This is a genomic window from Demequina lutea (assembly GCF_013409005.1).
Classification (GTDB): domain Bacteria; phylum Actinomycetota; class Actinomycetes; order Actinomycetales; family Demequinaceae; genus Demequina; species Demequina lutea.
The window spans coordinates 1,073,550-1,096,895 of sequence record NZ_JACBZO010000001.1 but is presented as its reverse complement, the minus strand read 5'-3'; the positions used below and the strand labels follow the sequence as shown (position 1 = coordinate 1,096,895).

The following is a 23,346-nucleotide window of genomic DNA, read 5'->3' as shown; positions in this document are numbered from 1 at the left end:
CACGGGTACCTCGAAGGGCCTAACGACTCGCTAGGCGCGCGTGTGCCCGTCCCCGTAGGCGACCCAGGTGGTGGTGGTGAGTTCGGCGAGTCCCATGGGTCCGCGCGCGTGCAACTTCTGCGTGGAGATGCCGATCTCGGCACCCAGGCCGAACTCCCCGCCATCGGTGAAACGCGTCGACGCATTCACCATGATCGCGGCCGAATCCAGGTGCTTCACAAAGTGATCGGCAGCACCGATGTCCTCCGTGACGATCGCCTCGGTGTGTCCCGTCGAGTAGCGGCGGATGTGCTCAATCGCCGCGTCGATGTTGTCGACGATCTTCACGGCGAGGTCCATGGATAGGTACTCCGTCGCCCAGTCCTCCTCTGTCGCGCGAACGGTGGGGACATTGTCCGGCGCCAGGTCGGCCGCAGCCTCGTCGCAGTGAAGCGTCACCCCGGCCAGGTGAAGCGCCTCAAGCACGGCGGGGAGCTTGTCCTCGGCGTCCTTGTGGACAAGGAGCGTCTCCGCCGCGTTGCACACACCCACTCGATGCGTCTTGGAGTTGAGCACGATGTCGATCGACCGCTGCAGCGGCGCCGAGGCATCGAGGTAGACGTGGCAGTTGCCCTCGCCCGTCTCGATCGCTGGCACCGTCGACTCGCGCACGACGGTCTGGATGAGGTCGCGCCCACCCCTGGGAACCAGGACGTCAACGAGCCCGCGCGCATGCATGAGCACCTTGGCGCCCTCACGCCCATAGGCGTCAATCGACTGCACGGCATCTCGAGGCAGACCGACCGACTCGAGGGCGTCCTGCAACACGGCGATGAGTACCTCGTTGCACTCGCGTGCGGCCGAGCCACCGCGAAGCACCGCGGCATTGCCCGACTTCAGCGCGAGCCCCGCGGCGTCGACGGTCACGTTGGGGCGGGCCTCGTAGATCATGCCGACCACGCCCATCGGCACGGCCTTCTGAATGAGTCGGATGCCGTTGGGAAGGGTCGAGCCGCGCTTGATCTCGCCCACCGGATCGGGAAGAGACGCCAGGAAGCGCAGGGCATCGGCGATCGTGGCGAGCCTGGCCTCGGTCAGCGTCAGGCGGTCAAGAAGGCCGGGGCTCATTCCGCCTTCGCGTTCGCGCGCGACGTCGATCGCGTTCGCCGCGATGATGCGGGCTGACTGCGCGACCAGGCCGTCCGCCATCGCATGGAGCGCGGCGTCCTTGGTGATCCTGGTCGCGGTCGCAAGCTCCCGCGAGGCGACCTTCGCACGCCTGCACACGTCAAGAACTGCGGCCTCAACATCGACGGCAACGGTGGTATCTGTCATGCGCACCAGTGTAAGCCGGGCATCCTGGGCCGGTAGGGGTCGGCGTGGCACCGGCCCGTATCCTGGAAACATGACCCTCGTAGCCCTGTACAGCCCCGACTGGGCGTCCCGCCCCCGCCCCGACACCGTCGTGCTCCTGCTGCACGGCTTCGGCTCCAACGAGCGCGACCTGCCCGGCATCGTCGCGCAATTGGGCGTCGACGCGCCGATGGCGTCGCTGCGTGCGCCCCTCGAATTGGGCGAGGGCGCGTACGCGTGGTTCCCTCTCGACCAGGAGCTCGACATCGCGCGCGAGCCCGTCGAGGACGCGACAAACATCGTGTGGCAGTGGGTCGACGAGAACGTCGATCCGGAGACCAAACTCATCGTCGTCGGCTTTTCGCAGGGAGGGTGCATGGCGACTCAGCTCTTGCGCACCAGGCCAGAGCGCATCGCGGACACGGTGATCCTCAGCGGCTTCGTGCTGGACGGACCCCAACCGGCCGACGCTCGCCTCGCCGAGGAACGCCCCGCAGTCTTCTGGGGCCGAGGCACGGCCGACACTGTGATCCCGCCCTCTCTGGTTGCCGCGGCATCGGCGCGGCTGGACGCCTTGACGGCGCTGACGGTGCGGATCTACGAGGGACTCCCCCACTCCGTCAACGACCAAGAGCTCGCCGACGTGAAGGCCCACCTCGCGCGTCACTAGCCCGCGAGTACGCATCAGGCCGGACGAGCGATCCTCACCGGGCGCAGCCGCATCATGCTCGCCGCCCAGGCCAACACAAAACATACGGTCACCGCTATCGCGAAGTGAGCCAATCCGGAGCCGAGCGCGTGTTGGCCATCGTCTTCGATCGCATAGGTGGATAGCTCGCGAGTCGACCACATCGGCAATAGCTTGGCTATGGGTCGCGCAGGGTCGATCAGCAGTTGCACGGCCATGACCGTCAAGAGCGCGAGCGCACCCTCCAGTTCACGCGTGATGATCAGGCTCACGAGGGCCCCGAGTGGCGCCCCTATGAGCGTGGTGGTCACGAGCAACAGCCCAACGCCGCCGATGCGCGCCACACCGTCCGGGTTGAGGGCCGCGACGGCAAAGTAGCTTCCCGCGAGCACCAGGCCTACTGCGATAAGCGCGAGTTGGCGGCCTAGAAACAGCGCCGTTGGCGACGCCCCAATCGCCGCGAGCCGCTGGTCCAAAGGTCTCGCCGACACATGGACAAAGAGCGAGAGCGTCGCGATCGCCCATCCCACACCGAGTGCGAGCATCCGGAGCGCTTGCCATGGCACGTCAAGTCGGGCGGTGTACAGGGCCAGAGGAAGAAGGAAGATGAAAAGGAGCGCGACGCGCCTGCGTGCAAGCTCCCGCAGACTTGCGGAAGCCACTGCGATCACCATGGTCATTCGTCCATTCCTCGCAATTCGAGAACGTGGTCAACTCGGTCGACATCCCTCAGTAAATGCGTGACGACGAGCACACCCGCGCCGCCGTCTCTCCAGCGAAAGACCTGCTCCCAAAAGTCCAGATACGAGTCCTCGTCGAACCCCTGGTAGGGCTCGTCCAGCAGGATCAACTCCGGCCGCCCAAGTTCGCCGAGAACGACGTTGAGCTTCTGCTGGGTCCCGCCCGACATGTGCGCTGCAACCACCCCCTGCCGCGGGCTCCAGCCCAAACGTGCGGCAAGGCCCCGACCAATCGCCACCGACTCGGATGGCCTCATCTTGTACGCCGCACCAAACAGTCTGAAGTGATCGTCTGCGGTGATGAAGCCCGAAACTCCCTCGTGCTGCGGCGAGTAACCCAACGATGCCGTGCGCTCCACCGAGCCAGAGGTCGCCCTGGTGAGCCCCGCGCAGATCCGCAGGAGCGTTGACTTCCCGCTGCCGTTCGCGCCCACTACGGCCGCGACCTCGCCTGCGCGCAGTGTCAAGTCGATGCCTCGGAGCACATCGCGACGCCGGTACCGCTTTGATACCTGGCGGAGCCGAAGCACGACGGGACCGACCTCCCTGTGCAGCTGCGGAGGTTGATCGGCGGACCTCGAGATCCGTGCCAGGGTTCCCGCGTATGACACCGCAGGCCCAAACATGTCTGCCGGTTCGGCGCCCTCCGAAAGCGCCTCCGCCATCGCATCCTCCGCGAGCGCGTCGGCTTGGCGGGCGTCGACGCCCACCTCGGTGAGCCGCGCGCGGAGCCGCTCGGCCCACTCTTCGGCGGCGGTCACCCTCGCCTGCCCGGCGAGCGACTTTGCGCGGGCGAATCCACCACGGAGTCCACTGCCGCACGGAAGGTCTTCCACGAGTCCTTGCGATCATTCATGACGGACCGGCCTAGCGGAGTGAGGTCGTAGTACTTTCGCGGCGGTCCCGACGCAGAAGTCACCCGGTCGGTCAGGACAAGCCCCTGCTTCTCGAGCCTTAAGAGAGCGGGATACATCGTGCCGCCGGGGACATCATCGAGTCCCCCGAGCGCCAGGCGCTCAGCGAGCCCCCTGCCGTAATCCCTTTGCTCGTCCAAGAGGGAGAGCAAGCACAGGTCGAGGAACCCGTGAAGCCACTGACGCCACATGTCTCGATCCATGGTAGTCAGCCTAACTTCCTACCGGTAGACAGTCTAACTGACAACGGGACTCTCGCTGAAGGGCTGCGATCGATTGGTCGAGACGAAGCCAAGAGCACGAAGAGCCCCGCGCTAGGTTTGAACCATGAGGGTGGGGTTCTCGATTGTCGCCGGCGCTGTCGCCAGCGTGCTCATGTGCTTTGGCTTCGTTGTCGCGCACTTCGAGCGCATCACGGCCGAAACCGCACAGTGGGAGCTTGCCGACACCGATCACATGGCGACGGTCTCCATTGGCAACCATTCGCCAGACCCGGGCACGGCGTGCAACCGCATGCCGAGCTTGGTATGTGCCGACGCCGCCGACCTTGTCACGATCACCGAGAACCTCGACAACGCCGGCGAGGATTGGTTTTTCACGGCAAACGTGATCGTGAAGGTGCTTTCCGCGCCGGACGCCGAGCACCCTTTGCCGGATGCGCCCTTGCGGATTGGGCTGAGCCTCAAGGCAATAAAGGTCTATGCGCGAAGCAGCGGCGAGGCTCCTATGGTCGCGGGCAGGGCGCCGCGTGCGGGGGACGAGATTGCCTTGAACGCGGACCTGGCAACGCAACTCGGCGTGGACGTGGGAGACACCGTGCTGCCCAAGGACCGCGACCCCGCGGACACGTTCGCGCCCCTCCACTTCACGGTGACTGGGTTGACCGCGATCGCCACGACGTACATCCCGTTTTCGACGGTCGCGGCGGGCTATCCGACTTTCGTCATCGGGAGCCCGTACGTTGTCGTCTCGCTGCCGCACTCCCTGCGATCATTGGTAAGCACGATATCGCCGCCATCGGCACAATCCATTGGAACGGCGCACCCGAACTTGTCACGTCCGTCCTCCCGGACGTGACAGTCGAGGAGGGCGATGCACCTCTACCGCATCCGTGGTACTACGGGAACTGGTGGATGGCTCTCGCCGTGTTGCTCGCCGCGGCAGGCGTGGCGTGGTGGGCGCTGCTCGCCCGACGTCGCGGGCTTGCCGCTTGGCGTGACGGCGCGCTTATCATCCTGCTTCCACCAGTCGCCGGCATCGTCACCGTCACCGTTGCAGCGCTGGCTCACGCCGCGTGGGTCCACCAGATCGCGCCGTACACGTTCCTGCCCAAGCCCTTGCCGCTACCGATGCCATGGACGATCACGGCACTCGCTGCAGGATTGGCCGTGGCCGCCGCGGGCGCAACGTGGAACGAAATGCGCCACCCGGGACTAATTGGGGCCGAAAACCGGTACAGATTGAGCCATTTGCGGGTGGGGGGTCGCCGCCTACGGCACGGCCGCCTACAGCACCACGAGGTCGTCGATGTGGATGAGCGCGTGAGCGAAGTGCTCCCCTAGTTTCTCTCGCAACGCGTCGGTCGACAGGCCCTTCATGCGGGCCGCGTCCTCGGCGGAGAAGCCGGCAAAGCCCCTCGCGACCGCCGCACCGGCACGCGTGAGCAGCTCGACGGGCTCCCCCGCCTCGAAGGCCCCTTGGACCTCGACGACACCGGCGGCGAGGAGCGACGCCTTGCGGCCCTTCACGGCCCTCACGGCGCCGTCATCGAGCACGAAGCCACCGCGAATCTTGGCCGCGTGAGCGAGCCACTGGAGGCGCGTCGTGTCTCGCTTGCCCGTGATGTGAAACAGGGTGCCCACGTGACGGCCCGCGATCGCGTCGGCCACATCGTCGGCCGAGGCAAGCACCACGGCGACCCCGGAGGCGGTAGCGAGCGACGCGGCCTCGAGTTTGGTGATCATCCCGCCCGTGCCCAGCGCGGAGCCGCGCCGCGAAATGTCGATCCCGGCAACGTCCTCGGGCGCCTTGACGTCGTCGATCCGCTCGGCCCCAGGAGTGTCGGGGGCCGCCGTGTAGAGGCCGTCGACGTCCGTGAGGAGCACGAGCGCGTCGGCGTGGGCCACCGTCGCCACCAGGGCCGCCAGGCGATCGTTGTCACCAAAGCGAATCTCATCAGTCGCGACGGTGTCGTTCTCGTTGACGATGGGCACGATTCCCAGTTCGAGCAGGCGGTTGAGCGCACGCTGGGCGTTGCCGTAGTGCGTGCGCCGCACCATGTCCTCGGTCGTGAGCAACACCTGACCGACGGTGAGTCCGTGGCGTGCGAACGCCGCCGAATACGCCGCGATCAGAATTCCTTGGCCCACCGATGCTGCGGCCTGCTGCAGTTCGAGGTCGCGGGGCCTGGCAGGAAGACCCATGGGGCCGATGCCTGCGGCGATGGCTCCCGACGTGACAAGAATGACCTGGCGCCCGCGCGAGCGCTCGGCGGCCAAGGCATCGGCCAGACGGCCCACGGCGTCCTCGGAGAGGCGACCGTCGTCACCCGTGAGCGAAGAGGAGCCAATCTTGACAACGATGCGCCGCGCCTGAGCGATGACGGCTCGCAGCTCGCTCACTTCGCCTCCCGACAAATCGTCTCGCGTGGGTTACTCGCCCGCGATCTCTTGGTCGTCTTCAGCGGGGTCGGTCCAGTGTCCCGCATCCCTCTCGGTCCACAGTTCCTCACGCGCCGCCGACTTCGCGTCCATGCGATCCTTGTGCTCGGCGCGCTTCTCATTGCGCGTGGCGCGAGCGGAGCGCTCCATCTCCTCGACCCTGAGGTCGGTGCCGCGCCTGCCGAGCAACTCCGCACCGGCGGCCATGGTGGGCTCCCAGTCGAACAACACGCCCGTCTCGCGCGTGCCGATGACCACTTGGGAGCCAGGAATGGCGCCCGCCCTAAACAACTCGTCCTCGACGCCGAGCCGCGCCAGGCGGTCCGCGAGGTAGCCCACCGCCTCGTCGTTCGTGAAGTCGGTCTGGCGCACCCAACGCTCGGGCTTGATTCCGCGAATCTGGTAAAAGTCCTCCGCGCCGTCGCGCACGTGCGTGACGGTGAAAGCGGCGTCGTCGACGGCCTTGGGACGCAAGACGATGGGCGCGCGCTCAAGTTCGGGCTTCTTGGCGCGCTCGTCCGCAATCATGGCGGCCAAGGCGTAGCCGAAGGCGTCGAGGCCCTCGTGGCTCACGGCGCTCACCTCGAAGATCGGCATGCCAAGCTTGTCGAGGTCTTCGCGCACGATCTTGGCGAGTTCCCGGCCATCGGGAATGTCGACCTTGTTGAGCACGATCACCTGGGGGCGCTCCGCCAAGGGCACCCCGGCAATGTGGGCATCGCCCGAATACGCGCGCAACTCCTCGGAGATGACCTCGAGGTCCTTGACCGGGTCGCGGTCGGCCTCCAGCGTCGCGGTGTCGAGCACGTGTGCGATCACGGAGCAGCGCTCGATGTGGCGCAAGAAGTCGTGGCCGAGGCCCTTGCCCTCGGAGGCACCGGGGATGAGACCAGGCACGTCCGCCATTGTGAAGCGGCTGGCGCCCGCGGCGACCACGCCGAGGTTGGGTACGAGCGTCGTGAAGGGGTACTCCGCGATCTTGGGGCGGACCGCGCTCATCGCGGCGATGATCGATGACTTGCCCGAACTGGGGTAACCGACAAGTGCGACGTCGGCGATCGACTTGAGCTCGAGCGTCACGCTGGCCTCTTCGCCAGGCTCTCCCAAGAGAGCGAAGCCAGGTGCCTTGCGCTTGAGCGACGCGAGGGCCGCGTTGCCTAGGCCTCCACGGCCGCCCGCAGCGACTACGAACTCGGCGCCCTCGCCGACGAGGTCGGCGAGCACCTCTCCGTCCATCGATACCACGATCGTGCCGTTGGGCACGGCGAGCCGCAGGTCGTCGGCGCTCGCTCCGTGGCGCCAGTTTCCGGCGCCCTGCCTGCCGTTGTCGGCCCTGCGGTGGGGCGCGTGGTGGTAGTCGAGAAGCGTCGTCATCTGGGCGTCTACGTAGACGATCACGGAGCCGCCACGCCCGCCGGTGCCGCCGTCGGGGCCGCCGAGGGGCTTGAACTTTTCGCGGTGCACCGACGCAATACCGCGGCCACCGGAGCCGGCGGAGACGTTGAGCACGACGCGATCGACGAACGTGGCCACGGTTCCTCCTGGCTAGCGGGCGAGCGGGCGAGCGGGTCGAGAAATGGACCTGTCGTTAAAAAGAACAGGGGCGCCACCAACGGTGACGCCCCTGCCGAAGATGTGTACCTAGTTGGAGACCACGTCCACGACCTTGCGGCCGCGGCGCTGACCGAAGGCCACCACGCCGGTAATGAGCGCAAACAGGGTGTCGTCCTTGCCGCGGCCAACGTTCAGGCCCGGGTGGTGGTGCGTGCCGCGCTGGCGAATCAGGATCTCGCCCGCGTTGACGGACTGGCCGCCGAAGCGCTTGACGCCCAGGTACTGGGCGTTGGAATCCCTACCGTTGCGCGAGGAGCTCGCGCCCTTTTTGTGTGCCATGAGTGAGCTCCCGCTTACTTAATTCCGGTGACCTTGAGACGGGTCAGGTCCTGGCGGTGACCGGCGCGCTTGCGGTAACCGGTCTTGTTCTTGAACTTGAGGATGATGATCTTGGGTCCGCGCTCTTCGCGCACAACCTCAGCCGTGACCTTCACCTTGGCCAGTTCGGCGGCGTCCGACGTGATCTTGTCGCCGTCAACCAGCAGGAGCGCCTGCAGTTCGACCGAAGCGCCAATGGTCGCCTTCAGGCGGTCCATGACGACGATGTCGCCAACGGACACCTTCTCCTGACGGCCGCCGGCCTTGACAATCGCGTACACCATGATGAATTCCTCTGAAGATCGTTCGTGTGGCCTTGTGGGCCCCGTTTTTCCCGCCGCAGCCGCTCCCCTGAGGGGGGCGCAGGCAGGGCAAGACGCTTCCGCGCCGAGGGACAACGATACCGTCCGCGGCGCCTTGGGTCAATCTGACGCGAGGGGCGCGTCCTCCGCTTCAATCAAAAGGACCTCTTGCGGCTCGACATGCTCGTCTTCGCCATGCACATGGGCCTTCTCAGCGGCCGCGGCAATCGACGCGAGGGTGGCCTTGACGGCCGCTCGCGCTTCTTCGCGGTCGTCGAGCGCGTGGGTCTCGGCGGCGGGCGTCTTGGGCTCGTCGGCCTTGGCCTTCGCACGCGATGCGCGACGACGCTGGGCGGGCTCCGGCTGCGGCTCGGACGACTCGCCCACCGGCTCGCCGTGGACCAAGAAGCCGCGACCCTTGCAGTGCTCGCACGTGGTCGAGAACGCCTCGACGAGGCCCTGGCCGACGCGCTTGCGCGTCATCTGCACCAGACCGAGCGAGGTGACCTCGGCCACCTGGTGCTTGGTGCGGTCCCTGCTGAGGCCCTCGATGAGACGGCGCAACACGCGGTCACGGTTCGCCTCGAGAAGCATGTCGACGAAGTCGATGACGATGATGCCGCCGATGTCGCGCAGCCTGAGCTGACGCACGATCTCTTCGGCCGCCTCAAGGTTGTTGAGTGTCATCGTCTCTTCGAGAGTGCCGCCCTTACCCACAAACTTGCCGGTATTGACGTCGATGACGGTCATCGCCTCGGTGCGGTCGATCACGAGCGAGCCGCCCGAGGGAAGCCAGACCTTGCGGTCCATGCCCTTGGAAAGCTGCTCGTCGATGCGGTGGTCGTAGAAGACATCGCCGTCGCCGTGGAACTTGTGCAGCCGCGTGGCGAGGTCGGGAGCGACCTGGCCCACGTAGGCGCTCAGCGAGTTCCAGGTGTCGTCACCCTGAATGGTGAGCGACTCGAAGTCCTCGTTGAAGATGTCGCGGACAACGCGAATTGCCATGTCGGGCTCGCCACGCAACAGCGCGGGCGCCTTCGTGTTTGCGGCCTCGGCTTCGATGCTTTCCCACTGGCGCTTGAGACGCTCGACGTCTGCGCGAAGCTCGTCCTCCGACGCGCCCTCGGCCGCCGTGCGGACGATCACGCCTGCATCGGCGGGAATCACCTCGCGCAGGAGCTTCTTGAGGCGATTGCGCTCGTTCTCGGGCAGCTTGCGGCTGATGCCGGTCACTCCGCCACCGGGCACGTAGACCAGGAAGCGGCCCGCGAGGGAGATTTGCGACGTGACGCGTGCACCCTTGTGCCCGATGGGGTCCTTGGTGACCTGGACCATGACGGTGTCGCCTGGCTTGAGCGCCAACTCGATGCGCTTGGGCCTGCCATCAAGGCCTGCCGCGTCCCAGTTGACCTCGCCCGCATAGAGCACGGCGTTGCGGCCACGACCCACATCGACGAACGCGGCCTCCATGCCGGAAAGCACGTTCTGCACGCGGGCCAAGTAGACGTTGCCCGCCATCGACTGTTGCGCCTGGTGAGACACGTAGTGCTCGACGAGCACGTCGTCTTCGAGAACGGCGATCTGGACTCGACCGTCCTTGTCGCGCACGATCATGTCGCGCTTGACCGACTCGCGCCTGGCGAGGAACTCGGCCTCAGAAATTACGGGGCGACGGCGTGAGCCATCACGGGTTTCGCGACGACGCTGGCGCTTCGCCTGGAGGCGCGTCGACCCTTGGAGATTGTCGTCGTTCGAGGCACTCGAACTCGCGCTCGCACTCGCTCGCGGGGTCCTGGTGCTGCGGCTGCGGCGGCGCCTGCGTGACGAGGGGCCTCCCTCACCATCATTTTCGGCGTCATCCGACGAGGAGTCGTCGGTGCCGTCGGCGTCGGCGTCGGCGTCGTCCTTCGACTCGTCTGTGTTGTTGTCCTGACCGTCGTCGTGAGCGGTACGCCGGCCACGGCCACGGCCGCCACGCCGGCGGCGGCGCCTCGCGCCTGCCGAGTCATCACCATCGTCATCGCCCTGAGCGGACTCGGACGGCGAGGACGAGCTGTCCGAGTCTTCGGACCGAGCCTGCTTTGGCTCGCGGTCCGCGGGAGCTTCCGCGGGCACGGCGGCCTTACGAGAGCGAGAACGGGTCGCCTTTGGCTTCGTTTCGCCCTGCTCCGCCGGCTCCTTGCTCGCGGCAGGCGCGACGACGGGGGGCCCGGCTGGTGCCGATGCGCGCCTCGAGACGCGGGCTGGCTTCTCGGGTGCCGGTGCGGGCGCCTGGAAGATCACGGCGTTGGGAGAAATTACGTTGTCCTCGCTCAAAGCGGGTACCTCATCGCTGAGGAATCGCCCACACGCGATTCCCTGCGTTCTCTTCGGTCGTCACTCGAGGTGACGGAAGTCTGGTGGTCGCGGCGGGCAACTCCGGGGGCGGCGCCTGGCGGTATGAACCGCCGGCTGCCAAGGCCGGTGCGTCTGTCGCGTGGTGGGCACTCCGTGTGGCGAAGCGCGGACCTGGGACCATTGTGACATACGTGAGGCGTTCGCCGCGGACCTTCGTGACGTTTCCACGAACCTTTGGCGACCGACACGGGACTCCTGGTCCCCCAAATCTTCCTGGGACCGTGCCCCCAGGGAGTCGAAGCCAGCAACTAGTTTTCGCGATTTCCCGCTCGCCGCATTTTACTGGCACACTCGCTCACACACACGCCCGGGACACTTCCGGGACACCGCATCCGGGACCCGGGCTTGAGGTCACGGACACCCGGGACCTGAGTCCCAGTTCGCCGGGATACCCCCCGAGGTAGTTTGTCGCCACGACCCAAAGGAGGATCTGCCATGGATGCGCTAGAACTCGCGCGCTGGCAATTCGGCATCACCACCGTCTACCACTTCGTTCTTGTCCCGCTCACCCTTGGCCTTTCCGTCCTCGTCGCGATCATGCAGACCGCATGGGTACGTACGGGCAAAGAGAAGTGGCTGCGTCTCACGAAGTTCTACGGCAAGTTGCTGCTCATCAACTTCGCGCTTGGCGTTGCCACCGGCATCGTGCAGGAGTTCCAGTTCGGCATGAACTGGGCCGAGTACTCGCGCTACGTTGGCGACATCTTCGGCGCCCCGCTGGCCATGGAGGCGCTCATCGCGTTCTTCCTTGAGTCGACGTTCCTGGGCCTGTGGATCTTCGGTTGGGACCGCCTCTCTAAGAAGGTGCACCTGACGGTGGTGTGGCTCTTCGCCATCGGCACCAACCTCTCCGCATACTTCATCCTCGCCGCCAACTCGTGGATGCAACACCCGGTTGGCACCGCCTTCAACCCCAAGACCGGCCGCGCGGAGATGAAGAACATCTGGGAGGTTCTCGGCAACAACACGACGCTGCTGGCCTTCCCCCACGTCATCACGACGGCATTCCTCGTCGCCGGAGGATTCGTTGCCGGCATCGGCGCCTTCTGGCTCGTCAAGAAGAACCGCGCCAACAAGGACGACGCGGACATCCCCCTGTATCGCACGGCGGTGCGCATGGGCGCGGTTGTGATGATCATCGCCGGGGTCGGCGTGATCTACACCGGAGACCTGCAGGCCAAGCTCATGTTCAAGCAGCAGCCCATCAAGATGGCCGCAGCCGAGGGTCTCATCAACACGGAGACGGGCGCCGACTTCTCGCTGTTGGCGATCGGAAACCTCGCGGGCGACAACCCCGCGTCGGTGAAGCACCTCATCGCAATCCCCGGCCTCACGTCTTACCTCGCCACGGGTGACTTCAACGCCACGGTCAAAGGCACGAACGCGTTGCAAGCCGAGTACGCGACGAAGTACCCGGGCTACAAGGCAACGCCTGATTACCTGCCGAACCTAGCGGTGACCTACTGGTCGTTCCGCCTCATGATCGGCTTCGCGGCCTTTGCGGCCGCTACCGCTCTCGCGGGACTCTGGCTGACGCGCAAGGGCAAGATCACCAACCAGACGTGGTTCTCCAAGTTGGCAGTGTGGTCGATCGGCGCGCCGTTCATCGGCGCCTCTTTCGGGTGGATCTTCACCGAAATGGGCCGCCAACCCTTCGTAGTGGCGCCCAATCCGTCAGCCTTCGTCGACGGCGTTGATTCCGTCTTCCTGCTGACCCAACACGGCGTCTCCAAGGCCGTGAGCGCGTTCGAGGTGGGCCTCTCAATGGTCGTTTTCACGCTCATCTACGCCATCCTCGGCGTCTTCTGGTTCCGCCTGATCAGGCGTTATGCCCAGGAGGGCGCCCCGGAGTTCGCCGAACCGATCGTCAACGACGACGACGACCACCCCCTGTCGTTCGGCTACTAGGCCCGAAAGGATCACATCATGGATCTCGCAGTCTTCTGGTTCATCCTCATCGGTGTTCTCTGGACCGGTTACCTGGTTCTCGAGGGCTTCGACTTCGGCGTCGGCATGCTCATGCCCATCGTCGGAAAGACGCCCAAGGGCAAGCGCGTGCTTCTCAACTCCATCGGCCCCGTGTGGGACGGCAACGAGGTATGGCTCCTCACGGCGGGAGGCGCGATGTTCGCCGCCTTCCCCGAGTGGTACGCGACGCTGTTTTCGGGCTTCTACCTGCCGCTGTTCCTCATCCTGCTCGCGCTCATCGTGCGCGCAGTAGCGATCGAGTATCGCTCCAAGATCAATGACGAGACCTGGCGCAACCGCTGGGACCTCGCCATCACCATCTCGTCGTGGATCCCCTCGATCCTGTGGGGCGTCGCTTTCGCCAACATCGTGCGCGGCGTGCCGATCGACAGCACGGGCACCTACACGGGCGGATTCTTCAACCTGCTCAACCCGTTCGCGCTGGTGGGAGGGCTCACGACGCTTGCGATCTTCCTGAGCCACGGCTCGATCTTCCTGGCGCTCAAGACCAAGGGCGAGGTCATGGACCGCGCCGCGGCCTGGGCCAAGAAGTTCTCCATCGGCGCGGTTGTTGTAGGTGCGGTGTGGGCCCTGTGGCTCCAGCTCGCATACTCCAACAACGCCTGGACGTGGGGTGCACTCGTGGTCGCCGCGGCCGGGCTCATCGGCGCCGCATGGTTCAGCTGGACAGGCAAGTTTGGCTGGGCGTTCATCGCGAACGTCGTCGCGGTCATCGGCGCGGTGACGCTCATCTTCGGCGCCCTGTTCCCCAACGTGATGCCGTCCAGCACGGACCCCGCCTACAACCTCATCGTTCACGGCGCACCAGGACTCGTAGCCTCTTCGTCGCACACGACGCTCGTCGTCATGACATGGGTTGCCGGAATCTTCACGCCGATGGTCCTGGCCTACCAGGCGTGGTCGTACTGGGTGTTCAAGCGTCGTCTCTCGGAAGAACTGATCCCCGAGCACAACGAGCTCAAGTTCTTCACCAAGAGCGCCTAAGGACCCTATGAAACCGATCGACCCGCGCCTCTTGGCGCGGATCGGGCCAGCCCGCCGTTACGTCACCGTAACGGCGGTGCTTGGCTTTCTGACCGCTTTCACCATCCTGGTTCAGGCGCTGCTCGTGGCGCGCATGCTCGCCGTGGTGCTTGCCCCGTCGGCCCTGGCCAAGGATGGTTTGGGCCCGCTTGGCCGGATTGTGCCGGTCGATGCACGCGACCTGGCTAAGGGGCTTCCCTTGCTTGCGGCCGTCGTCTTGGCCCGCGTCGTGATCGTGTGGGTCCAGGAGCGGCTCGCGCACCGTGCGGGCACCAGGGTGATCTCTGAGCTGCGCGAGGCGGTCGTCGACCACGCCGCATCGATGGGGCCCAGGTGGCTCGCCACAGGCAAGGGCACCGAGGTGGTCACGACGGTCACGCGCGGCCTCGACGGCCTGCTCCCCTACTTCGTGCGCTACCTTCCGCAATTGATGCTCGCGGCGACGGTGACGCCGCTCATGCTCGTCGTCGTGCTCGGTCTTGACTGGATCTCCGCCCTCATTGCCGCGCTCACCCTGCCCCTCGTTCCGCTGTTCATGATCCTGGTGGGCCTGGTCACCAGGGATCACTCGCAGAAGCACCTGGAGGCCATGGAACGGCTCGGCGCGCGCACCCTCGACCTCATCTCGGGCGTGCCAACGCTGCGCGCCTTGGGCCGGGAGCGCGGCCCCGCAACCCGGGTTCGCGACCTTGGCAACGCGGCGCGCAAGGCGACCATGGGGTCCCTCCGCATCGCCTTCATGTCCGGATTTGTGCTCGAGCTGCTCACCACGCTGTCGGTCGCCATCGTCGCCGTGACTCTCGGCTTCCGCCTGATCGACGGGAACGTGTCGATCGAGACCGCGCTCGCGGTCCTCATCCTCGCCCCGGAGGTCTACTTGCCGCTGCGGAACGTGGGCACCCACTTCCACGCCTCGGCCGATGGTATGGCGGCGGCCGATGGCGCCTTGAGCCTCCTCGAACAGGAACCTGTCCGCGTGGGCACTCCCGGAGGGCTTTCCGTATCCCTCGAGGCGCTCCCCTTGGTCGTCGATTCCATGTCGGTTGCTACCCCCGACGGCTCGCGCCTTGCACCTTCCGGCCTGACGTTCACGGCGGCACCAGGATCACTCACTGTGCTGCGTGGGCCCAATGGCGAGGGCAAGTCCACGGCCCTGCTCGCCATTGCCGGACTCCTCCCTCCGGACTCGGGGAGCGTGCTCGCGGGTCACGGTGACACCGCCCGCGATCTCGCCGATGCGGACGCCGACGCTTGGACAGCTCAGTGTGCCTGGGTGCCCCAACGCCCGGAACTGGGTATCGAGGGGCGGTCACTCAGCCTCGGCCAACGTCAGCTGCTTGCCTATGACCACGCGCTCACCTCGGGGCGTTCCGTGTTCCTGCTCGATGAACCCACCGCACACCTCGACGGCGCCGCACGCGAGCGGCTCATCGCCCGCCTCGCGACAGCGGCCCGCGCGGGCGTCACCGTCATCGCGGCCACTCATGATCCGCTCCTGATCGCGGCCGCCGACCTCGTCGTCGATGTTCGCGCCACACGCACCGCCGTCGCGCCGGGAGCATCGTCATGAACACGGCCCCACACGCGGCCCGCGGCGCCAAGCGAGACGGGTCCGCAGCATCGACCGCAGTGCCGACCGCAGCGTCGGCCGCACCGCCTCGGCTGAACGTCAGGAGCCTGCTGCGCGAGGCAGAGGTCCGACCGCTACGGATCGCAACGTCGGTCGGCGCCGGAACGATGGCGCTCGGCTCGGCAATCGGATTGGCTGCCGTGGCGGCGTGGCTCATCGCCGAGGCGGCCCAGATGCCCTCCCCCGCCGCGCTGGCTGTCGCGGCCGTCTCGGTGCGCTTCTTCGGCATCGCGAGGGGCGTGTTCCGCTACCTTGAGCGCCTCGCCAGCCATGAGACGGCGCTGAGCGGAGTCGTCGCGCTCAGGACGCGCACCTACGACAGGGTCGCGCAATCCGACGCCTCACGCGTTCTGAGCCTCAAACGCGGCGACATCGTGGCGCGCATGGGCGGCGACATCGACGCGATGGGCGATGCGGTGGTGCGCTCAATCGTCCCCTTGGGGGTGGCGGCAACGGTCAGCCTGATCGCCGTGGCGATCACGACCGCGTGCCTCCCCCTCGCGGGCCTCGCGCTCGCCTTGTGTCTAGCCGCCGCCGCGGTGCTCGGCGGTGCGCTCACGTGGCGCTCGGCGAAGCTTGCGGCCGAGGCCGGCACGGTGGCCGCCGCTCGAGTCTCCACAGCGACGCTGGAGGCTATCGAAGGCGCGATCGAAAACAGGGTGTGGGGCAGACGCGACGACGCCCTTGCCGAGCTCCGCGCGGCGGACCGCGATGCCGAAGACGCCTCCGAGCTCGCGGCACGACCCGCCGCATGGGCCGCGGCCGTCATCCAGGCGTCCCAAGGTGTTGCGCTCGTTGTCGCACTGTGGCTCGCGGTCACCGCCGCGCACCACGCGGGCCTGCCGCCTACCACCGCAGCCATTGTTGCGCTCTTGCCCCTGAGTGCGTTCGAGGCGGTCAGCGCGGTGCCAGGGGCTGTGGTTCAAGCGTTCCGCTCGGCCGCCGCCGCGCGCAGGGTGCTTGCGATCACGCCCGAGGGCGAGAGCGGCCAAGTCAATGGTGACGAGGGCAAGAGCGCCGACGACGGCGAGCACGCCCGCGAAGAGGCCGCGTCAGCGCCCGCAATGGCCGCCCCTGCGACCGATGACCTCACCCTTGCCCTCAACGGTCTCAGCGCGGCATGGCCCGCAATGAGGCCCACGAGGCCGGTGACGACAACCCTGCGGCCCGGGGGCGCGCTAGGAATCGTCGGTCGCTCGGGCATCGGCAAGACGACGTTGTTGCTGACCATCGCCGGGGTGCTGCGCCCCGCGGCGGGTTCTGTAACGGTCGGCGGTGCACCCGTCACGGCAGCGACACTGGGACACACGATCGCGATCACCCCCGAGGACGCGCACGTCTTCGGCACCACCATCCTGGAAAACCTGCGTGTCGCCCGGGGCGACGTCACGCCGGAACAGGCCGCCGATGCTCTCCGTGCGGTGGGGTTGGAACCATGGCTCGCGTCTCAGCCACCAGGTCTCGACACGATCCTCGGCGCGGGAGCGCTCACCGTGTCTGGCGGGGAACGGCGTCGACTTCTGCTTGCTCGGGCGCTTCTCAGCCCCGCGCCCTTGCACCTCATCGATGAGCCCGCCGAGCATCTCGACGCCGATGGGATCGACGCTTTGCGTTCCCTCGTTCTGGCCATGAAGGCCGCAGGAAGGTCCGTCGTGATCGTCACTCATGACCTCGGGATTCTTGACGTCGTTGATGAGGTGGTTAGTCTCGATGTCGACTAGACCTCTCGGCGGAAGGGATGGACCCATGTCCGACAAAGTGACAGAGGCGATCCTCGCTCTCAATCGCCAGCTCGACCTGCCGTCGGTGATCAACAAGATGCTCGACGCCGCCATGGAGACCACCGGTGCGCCCATGGCGGCGATCAATGTGCTCGACGACAACGGCATTTCGATCGACTTCCACTACCGAGGCGTCGACCCGGCCATCATGAAGATGCTGGGGAGGGGACCCAACGCCGTGGGAACCCTCTCGCAGATCCCCTTCGAGGGCGCGCTGGTAATCGATGAGCTCACCGAGCACCCCGCCTTCAGCGGGCTGCCAAAGGGGCACCCGAAAATGGGGTCGTTCCTGGGCTGTGCTCTCCGCGCGCGCGGCGCGGCGTTTGGCAACCTGTACCTTGCGTCCAAGCCGGGCGGCTTCACCAAGGTTGACGAGGAAACCGTGGCCGCCCTCGCCGCCGCCGTATCCGTAGCCATCGACAACGCGCAGCTCTTCGAGGAGTCTCTCGAACGCGAGAATTGGTTGGCCGCGTCCCAGGCGATCACCACCGCCCTGCTCGCCAATCCAGGAGATGAGACCGCCATCGCCCGCATCGTCGCGTCGGCTCGGGATCTTTCCGGTGCCGCCGCCGCGGCGCTCGTCCTCCCCGGTCTCGGCGACGAATGGATCATGGAGTTCACCGACGGCACCAACGCGGAGGAACTACTGGGCCTCGTCCTGCCTTCCGACGGGTTCGCGATGTCGGTCATCAGGGCTGGCACGGGAACCATCTCGAATCAGCCTCCAGGGACCACCATCCTGGAGCCCGTGCGCGGATTCGGCCCGACGCTTTATGCGCCGTTGCTCGCGGGCGCGCGCACCCTTGGCCTGCTGATGCTGTGGAGGGAAAAGGCGAATCGCAACTTTGACGACCACGACCTCGCGACGGCCCAGCGCTTTTCGAACCAGGCCGCGCTGGCTCTGCAATTCGCGGAGCTCGCGCACGTGCGCAACGTGTCCAACCTGCTTGAGGAGCGCGAACGCATCGCCGACGACCTTCATGACTTCGTGTCTCAAGAGCTGTTTGCGACCGCGATGCAAATCGAGACGATCTCCGATGACGTTCCTCCGGCGGAACGCGACCGCCTGCTCGCCACCCTCGAACACGTCAAGCGCGCTCAACGCGAGGTGCGCGGCGTGATGGGTCAGCTCCAGGGAGATCGGACGTCCGAACCGCTGGGCGAGAGGGTGCGGCGCGAACTCGTGCTCGCTCAAGAGTCGCTCGGGTTTGTCGCATCGCTCACGGTGGACGACTGGGCGGCGGCATCCGCCGCAGTGGAACAGGACCCGACGCTCTCGGACGACATCATCGCGGTCGTGAGGGAGTCGCTGTCAAACACCGCGCGTCACGCGGACGCGACGTCGGCCTCGCTGTCTATCTCTGCCAAGGACGGCAGGCTCTCTGTCACGATCATGGACGACGGCATCGGCCCTTCGGGCGCGTTCTCGCGTCACTCCGGAACGTCGAACCTCGCCAATAGGGCGCTCCGGCGAAGGGGATCCTTCTCGCTCGAGCCCATCAACGAGGACGCGGAACGGCCAGGTACCCGCGCGGTATGGAACGTGGCCGCAGCGACCTAGCCGCGGAAGGATGCCGCGTGGCGGCGGGTGGCCCATGCGACGACCTGCGTGCGGCGCTGGAGTCCCATCTTGGACAGAACACTCGTGACGTGGTTCTTGACGGTCTTTTCGGCGATGCCGAGCTCGTCGCCGATCTCACGGTTGGCAAGGCCCTGGCCGACGAGTTCGACGACGCGGCGCTCCATGGGAGTCAGCCTGCCAAGGACTTCGTCGTCACGCACGCGAATGTGCTGACCGTGTTCCTTGCCGGTCGCGGCCAAACGAACGGCCTCGACGACCTGCTGGGAGCCGGCGGTCTTGGGAAGGAACATGTCGGCGCCCGCGGTGCGAGCGGCGGAGCGTGCCTCGTCGTCGTCGTAGCTCGTAAGCACGACGATGTGGGCATCGGGCAGCGTCCGGCGCACGTGAGCGATGAGCTCGAGTCCGGTGCCGTCGGGGAGGCGAAGGTCGGAGAGAACGACGTCGGGGCGCACGGCATCGGCGCGACGCACTGCCTGCGCGACGGTGCCTGCCTCGGCGACAACCTCGATGCCATCGGCACGGTCAAGGATGTCGCAGATGCCGCGGCGTACTACCTCGTGGTCATCCAGCACCAAAACTCTGACGTTATTCATGGCAATAGGCTAACCCGAGGTCCCGGCCTTGCTCAGGGCCAAGGTCCCGGGTCCCATGACGTGTTGCGCGGGTTAGCGGGCCTTCTGGAGTTGACGAGTAGGTCGCACGTCCGGTGGTCCTAGTCCCGGTCCGGCCCGGGATTTTCGACCCACTGACACCGCGGGCACCAATGGCTCGAGCGACCGCCAATCGTGGCCTTGATGATCAGCGTTCCGCACCGCGAGCACGGCTCCCCGCCACGGCCGTACGCGGCGAGATCCCTCGAAAAGTAGCCGGACTCGCCATTGACATTGACGTAGAGCGCATCGAAGCTCGTGCCGCCTTGAGCGAGCGCCCGCGACATCACCTCCCGCGCCGACGCGAGGAGGCGCGAGGCCTCCGCACGAGTGAGAGATTCTGCCGTGCGCAACGGATGGATGGCCGCCAGCCACAACGCCTCATCCGCGTAGATATTGCCGATGCCGCTGACGGCCCGCTGGTCGAGAAGGACGTTCTTGATCGCTCGAGTGCCCTTGCGCAGGGCGGCCTCGGCGAGCGCGTCGTCCGCGACCGGATCGAGGGCATCCCGCGCGATGTGCGCCACGCTGCGCGGGAGCAAGGGCGCCGGGCTTCCCTGACCTCCTGGTAGGCCGTCGGCGGTGGGCACCAGGGGCTCGACGTGGAGGTACCCAAAAGTGCGTTGATCGAGAAAGTCGAGCGTCAGTGGGCCGCGCGGTGTGGAGAGCGTCAGGCGCGCCCTGCAGTGCGAATGCGGAGCGGGCGGTTCGCCCTCGAAGGAGCGGAATTGCCCCGACATCCCCAGATGGGCGCTGAGGGCGTTCACGGGGGGACCCTCGCAATCATCGAGCAACAGCCACAGGAACTTCCCTCGTCTCACCACGGCCTCCACACGTGCGTCGGCGAGTGCCAACGAGAACTCGGGCGCTCCTCCGCCGTGAAGGCGCACACACGAGTCCCTGTAGACGGTCACGGCTTGGATCATGGCGCCGGTCACGAGGGGCTCAAGGCCAGCTCGCACCGTCTCTACCTCGGGAAGTTCAGGCAATGGCCCGTTCCGTTGCTAGGGCGCCGCGAGTGCGGAGAGTGCCGCGTGCGCCGCCTCGGCGGCCTCTTGCTCGGCCACCTTCTTGGCCGAGCCCGTTCCGATGCCGCGCGCGATGCCATCCACCACGACGGTCGCGGTGAAGACGCGCGCGTGGTCGGGGCCGATGCCGTCCACCTCGTAGACGGGCGGCGAGAAGCCAAGGGACGAGCACACCTCTTGAAGCGACGTCTTCCAGTCGAGCGCGTCGCCGAGAGTCGCGGAGCGTACGAGCGAGGGGCCCACGAGCTTGAGGATGACCTCGGTCGCCACGTCGACGCCGTGGGCGAGGTAGATCGCGCCGAAGAGGGCCTCGAGAGTGTCGCAAAGGATCGAGTCCTTGTCGGAGCCTCCCGTCGAGATCTCGCCCTTGCCAAGCAAGACGTACGCGCCAAGGCCCAGGTCCCGAGCAACGATCGCGAGAGCGCGCTGCGAGACGCAAGACGCTCGCATCTTGGCGAGGTCGCCCTCGGCGAGATCGGGATGGTCGCGATAGAGACGATCCGTGACCACGATCCCAAGAACGGAGTCGCCAAGAAACTCGAGGCGCTCGTTCGTTGGCAGCCCACCGTTTTCGTACGCGAAAGAGCGGTGAGTGAGCGCAAGCACCAGCATTTCTGGGTCGACTGCAACACCAAGGCGGCCCGTAAGGACCGCAACGGCGTCGATGCCCGGCGCGCTCACGAGGTGCGGCTCACAAGAGGCGAGAAGGCCGCTTAGGCCTCGCGCTCGGTGCGCACCGCTGCCGCGAACTGACGGCCGTTGTAGGCACCACAGGTCGGGCATGCCACGTGCTGCAACTTGTCAGCCTTGCAGGTGGGGCACGTCGTGAGGTCGGCAGCGGTCGTCTTCCACTGCGAACGACGCGAGCGGGTGTTGCTGCGCGACATCTTGCGCTTAGGAACGGCCACGGCTAACTCTCTTCCTTGTCGGACGGCACGAGGTCGTCCTTCACACTTGCTAGTAACGACCAACGAGGGTCGAGTATCTCATGCGCGTGACCCGCATTGTCTGCAAGCCTCACGCCACATTGATCGCACAGTCCCGGACAATCCGGATCGCACAAAGGAGTGAACGGGAGCGTGGTCACCACCGCGTCCGTCACAACACCTTCGAGATCGAGGCTATCGCCATCGAAATCGTAGACGTCTTCCTGCACGTCACCCGCACTGTAGCCCGCATCGGGGTAGAGGAACAGTCCCTGCAAAGGCACCTCAACATCAAGCGAGATGTCCTCCAAACAGCGACCGCACTCCCCCTCCGCAACCGCGGTGAAGGTGCCGTTGACCCAGATCCCATCGGTGACCACCTCGCACTGCACGTGCAACGAGGCGTTCGAACCCTGTGGAACCCCAATCAATTCAGTGCCGAGGCGCTCCGGAATCGCAAAGTCATGGTCGTACTCGCGATGAGTACCAGGACGACGCACGATGTCCCGCAGAGAAATGCGGAACGGCGATGCGTTGAACGGAGTGTGTGCCACACGCTCCTCCATGTCTTGACGGTCCGGGGACCTCGGCCCAGTTTTGATCGGCGGGCCAGCGGACCATCCTACGGGATAAACCGCGGTGAACTCAAGCCGTGGCGCTGTTGTCGGCCGCCGATGCGCAAGGCATCGTGCCGTCTGGCCCCCAGCCAGCCTACTTCCGCACGCGCAGCGCCGCGAGAACCGCGCTCTCGACCCCTGGCGGAACGTATGCGGACACGTCGCCACCGTGACGGGCGACGTCGCGCACAAGGGACGACGCGATGTGGGAAAGGGCGCTGTCTCCCGTAATGAAGACGGTCTCGATGCCGGTGAGGGAACGGTTCATGAGCGCCATCGGTCGCTCGACGTCGTAGTCGGCTCCTCCCCGAAGCCCCTTGACGATCGCGACCGCTCCGCGCGCCTCACAGAAGTCGACGAGCAGGCCATCCACGACCGCAACCTCGATGCCCTCGACGTGGCCGATGGCCGATTGCGCGAGCTCCACCCGCACCCCAAGGTCGAGCAGCGGCGCCTTCTGCGAGTTGTGGGCGACGGCGATGATCACCGTGTCGAAGAGCTGACGCGCCCGCACGGCGATATCGACATGACCCAGGGTGAATGGATCGAAGGAACCCGGAAAGACAACGGTGGCCATAAACCGCAACCTAGCGCACTCGCTCGGCGAAGTGCACCGTCGTCTCGCCGTATGCCTTGGACTGCATCAGCTGCAGGCCCCGCGGCCATTCGGGCAGGCGCTTGCGGGTCGAGACCTCGAGAACGACGGGAACGCCCGGGTCGAGTCGCGGAGCGAGGGCCGCCAAGGCGGCAACTAGGTCGCCGTCCGCGATGTCATACGGCGGATCGAGGAACGCGAGGGTAAACGTCTTGGTGGTGCGCTCAAGGAACGGCAGCACGTGCTCTCGCACCACCGCGGCGCGCGTCCCCAGGCCGAGTTCCTTGATGTTGCCCTCCACGATGCGCACGGCGGGTGTCGCGGACTCGACGAACGTCGCCTCGGCCGCACCCCTGCTGAGCGACTCGAGGCCCAAGGCGCCAGAACCCGCATACAGGTCGAGCACATGAGAGCCGCGAAGCGCGTCGGCGTGGTCGAGCCTCGAGAAGATTGCCTCCCTCACCCTGTCGGTGGTCGGCCGCGTGCCGACCTTGGGCACGGCAAGCTTTCGCCCCCCGAACTCTCCAGCGATGATGCGCGTCATAGCGCTAAGCGTAGAG

Annotated in this window: 23 protein-coding genes and 1 pseudogene; 8 read left to right on the top strand and 16 right to left on the bottom strand. The window is 66.4% G+C overall.

All coding sequences use genetic code 11. From position 1 onward, the window contains the following. Positions 1 to 30 precede the first annotated feature (30 nt). Positions 31 to 1,314, bottom strand: a complete 1,284-nt coding sequence (locus tag BKA03_RS05350) for a glutamate-5-semialdehyde dehydrogenase (protein WP_062075931.1) — start codon at positions 1,312 to 1,314, stop codon at positions 31 to 33. Positions 1,315 to 1,384: 70 nt separating this feature from the next. Between BKA03_RS05350 and BKA03_RS05345 the strand changes: the two genes are divergently transcribed. Then, positions 1,385 to 2,002 (top strand): alpha/beta hydrolase, encoded by a 618-nt coding sequence (locus tag BKA03_RS05345; RefSeq protein WP_062075930.1) that lies wholly within the window; start codon positions 1,385 to 1,387, stop codon positions 2,000 to 2,002. Positions 2,003 to 2,016: 14 nt separating this feature from the next. Here BKA03_RS05345 and BKA03_RS05340 read toward each other — a convergent pair whose 3' ends face one another. From BKA03_RS05340 to BKA03_RS05330, 3 genes are read right to left on the bottom strand one after another with little or no spacing between them, the layout of a single operon-like run. After that, positions 2,017 to 2,700: an ABC transporter permease gene (locus BKA03_RS05340; protein WP_062075929.1), complete on the bottom strand. Its 684-nt coding sequence runs from the start codon at positions 2,698 to 2,700 to the stop codon at positions 2,017 to 2,019. Beyond that, positions 2,697 to 3,521, bottom strand: a complete 825-nt coding sequence (locus BKA03_RS05335; protein ID WP_062075928.1) for an ATP-binding cassette domain-containing protein — start codon at positions 3,519 to 3,521, stop codon at positions 2,697 to 2,699. Before BKA03_RS05335 ends, BKA03_RS05340 begins: the two co-directional genes overlap by 4 nt. Beyond that, positions 3,518 to 3,877, bottom strand: a complete 360-nt coding sequence (locus tag BKA03_RS05330) for a PadR family transcriptional regulator (protein ID WP_062075927.1) — start codon at positions 3,875 to 3,877, stop codon at positions 3,518 to 3,520. Before BKA03_RS05330 ends, BKA03_RS05335 begins: the two co-directional genes overlap by 4 nt. Positions 3,878 to 4,001: 124 nt before the next feature. On the opposite strand from BKA03_RS05330, the gene BKA03_RS05325 reads away from it, so the two are divergent. Both BKA03_RS05325 and BKA03_RS05320 read left to right on the top strand, forming a co-directional pair. Further along, on the top strand, positions 4,002 to 4,751 hold the full coding sequence (locus tag BKA03_RS05325) for a hypothetical protein (RefSeq protein ID WP_062075926.1): 750 nt from the start codon (positions 4,002 to 4,004) through the stop codon (positions 4,749 to 4,751). Then, entirely contained in the window at positions 4,748 to 5,236 is a 489-nt protein-coding gene (locus BKA03_RS05320; protein ID WP_152649620.1) for a hypothetical protein, read from the top strand. Before BKA03_RS05325 ends, BKA03_RS05320 begins: the two co-directional genes overlap by 4 nt. Here BKA03_RS05320 and proB read toward each other — a convergent pair. From proB to BKA03_RS05295, 5 genes and pseudogenes are all read right to left on the bottom strand, one after another. After that, positions 5,180 to 6,295 carry a glutamate 5-kinase gene (gene proB / locus BKA03_RS05315; protein ID WP_238579464.1) on the bottom strand — a complete coding sequence of 372 codons (1,116 nt, stop codon included), beginning with the start codon at positions 6,293 to 6,295 and terminating at the stop codon, positions 5,180 to 5,182. The genes BKA03_RS05320 and proB overlap by 57 nt on opposite strands. 30 nt (positions 6,296 to 6,325) lie before the next feature. Continuing rightward, positions 6,326 to 7,867 carry a GTPase ObgE gene (gene obgE / locus BKA03_RS05310; RefSeq protein ID WP_062075924.1) on the bottom strand — a complete coding sequence of 514 codons (1,542 nt, stop codon included), beginning with the start codon at positions 7,865 to 7,867 and terminating at the stop codon, positions 6,326 to 6,328. A 108-nt stretch (positions 7,868 to 7,975) separates the two neighbouring features. Then, positions 7,976 to 8,227 carry a 50S ribosomal protein L27 gene (rpmA, locus tag BKA03_RS05305; protein ID WP_062075923.1) on the bottom strand — a complete coding sequence of 84 codons (252 nt, stop codon included), beginning with the start codon at positions 8,225 to 8,227 and terminating at the stop codon, positions 7,976 to 7,978. Between the two features lie 14 nt (positions 8,228 to 8,241). After that, the gene (gene rplU / locus BKA03_RS05300) at positions 8,242 to 8,550 is read right to left on the bottom strand and encodes a 50S ribosomal protein L21 (RefSeq protein ID WP_062075922.1); all 309 of its coding nucleotides are present in this window, start codon (positions 8,548 to 8,550) and stop codon (positions 8,242 to 8,244) included. Positions 8,551 to 8,688: 138 nt separating this feature from the next. Then, positions 8,689 to 10,884: pseudogene (locus BKA03_RS05295) on the bottom strand (Rne/Rng family ribonuclease); the annotation flags it as partial. A 516-nt stretch (positions 10,885 to 11,400) separates the two neighbouring features. Between BKA03_RS05295 and BKA03_RS05290 the strand changes: the two are divergent. The 5 genes from BKA03_RS05290 to BKA03_RS05270 are packed head-to-tail and all read left to right on the top strand — an operon-like array spanning position 11,401 to position 18,949. Next, on the top strand, positions 11,401 to 12,873 hold the full coding sequence (locus BKA03_RS05290) for a cytochrome ubiquinol oxidase subunit I (protein ID WP_062075920.1): 1,473 nt from the start codon (positions 11,401 to 11,403) through the stop codon (positions 12,871 to 12,873). An 18-nt stretch (positions 12,874 to 12,891) separates the two neighbouring features. Beyond that, the gene (gene cydB / locus BKA03_RS05285; RefSeq protein WP_062075919.1) at positions 12,892 to 13,938 is read left to right on the top strand and encodes a cytochrome d ubiquinol oxidase subunit II; all 1,047 of its coding nucleotides are present in this window, start codon (positions 12,892 to 12,894) and stop codon (positions 13,936 to 13,938) included. Between the two features lie 7 nt (positions 13,939 to 13,945). Continuing rightward, positions 13,946 to 15,547, top strand: coding sequence for an ABC transporter ATP-binding protein/permease (locus tag BKA03_RS05280; protein WP_062075918.1), 1,602 nt, complete (start codon positions 13,946 to 13,948; stop codon positions 15,545 to 15,547). Beyond that, complete coding sequence (gene cydC / locus BKA03_RS05275; RefSeq protein ID WP_083971969.1) at positions 15,544 to 17,328, top strand: thiol reductant ABC exporter subunit CydC; 1,785 nt, start codon at positions 15,544 to 15,546, stop codon at positions 17,326 to 17,328. Before BKA03_RS05280 ends, cydC begins: the two co-directional genes overlap by 4 nt. A gap of 25 nt (positions 17,329 to 17,353) precedes the next feature. Beyond that, positions 17,354 to 18,949 (top strand): GAF domain-containing sensor histidine kinase, encoded by a 1,596-nt coding sequence (locus BKA03_RS05270; RefSeq protein WP_062075917.1) that lies wholly within the window; start codon positions 17,354 to 17,356, stop codon positions 18,947 to 18,949. Here BKA03_RS05270 and BKA03_RS05265 read toward each other — a convergent pair. The 7 genes from BKA03_RS05265 to rsmD form a co-directional block, all read right to left on the bottom strand. After that, a complete protein-coding gene (locus BKA03_RS05265; RefSeq protein ID WP_062075916.1) occupies positions 18,946 to 19,563 on the bottom strand; it encodes a response regulator in 618 nt (205 codons plus the stop codon). The two genes, BKA03_RS05270 and BKA03_RS05265, sit on opposite strands and share 4 nt — an antisense overlap. Before the next feature lie 119 nt (positions 19,564 to 19,682). After that, complete coding sequence (gene mutM / locus BKA03_RS05260) at positions 19,683 to 20,609, bottom strand: bifunctional DNA-formamidopyrimidine glycosylase/DNA-(apurinic or apyrimidinic site) lyase (protein WP_062075915.1); 927 nt, start codon at positions 20,607 to 20,609, stop codon at positions 19,683 to 19,685. Positions 20,610 to 20,624: 15 nt separating this feature from the next. Further along, complete coding sequence (gene rnc / locus BKA03_RS05255) at positions 20,625 to 21,260, bottom strand: ribonuclease III (protein WP_238579469.1); 636 nt, start codon at positions 21,258 to 21,260, stop codon at positions 20,625 to 20,627. Between the two features lie 101 nt (positions 21,261 to 21,361). Then, on the bottom strand, positions 21,362 to 21,556 hold the full coding sequence (rpmF, locus tag BKA03_RS05250) for a 50S ribosomal protein L32 (protein ID WP_062075914.1): 195 nt from the start codon (positions 21,554 to 21,556) through the stop codon (positions 21,362 to 21,364). 2 nt (positions 21,557 to 21,558) lie between these two features. Further along, complete coding sequence (locus BKA03_RS05245) at positions 21,559 to 22,140, bottom strand: YceD family protein (RefSeq protein WP_083971962.1); 582 nt, start codon at positions 22,138 to 22,140, stop codon at positions 21,559 to 21,561. Between the two features lie 145 nt (positions 22,141 to 22,285). After that, a complete protein-coding gene (coaD, locus tag BKA03_RS05240) occupies positions 22,286 to 22,768 on the bottom strand; it encodes a pantetheine-phosphate adenylyltransferase (protein ID WP_062075912.1) in 483 nt (160 codons plus the stop codon). 10 nt (positions 22,769 to 22,778) lie between these two features. Then, positions 22,779 to 23,330 carry a 16S rRNA (guanine(966)-N(2))-methyltransferase RsmD gene (gene rsmD, locus BKA03_RS05235; protein WP_062075911.1) on the bottom strand — a complete coding sequence of 184 codons (552 nt, stop codon included), beginning with the start codon at positions 23,328 to 23,330 and terminating at the stop codon, positions 22,779 to 22,781. Positions 23,331 to 23,346: the final 16 nt, after the last annotated feature.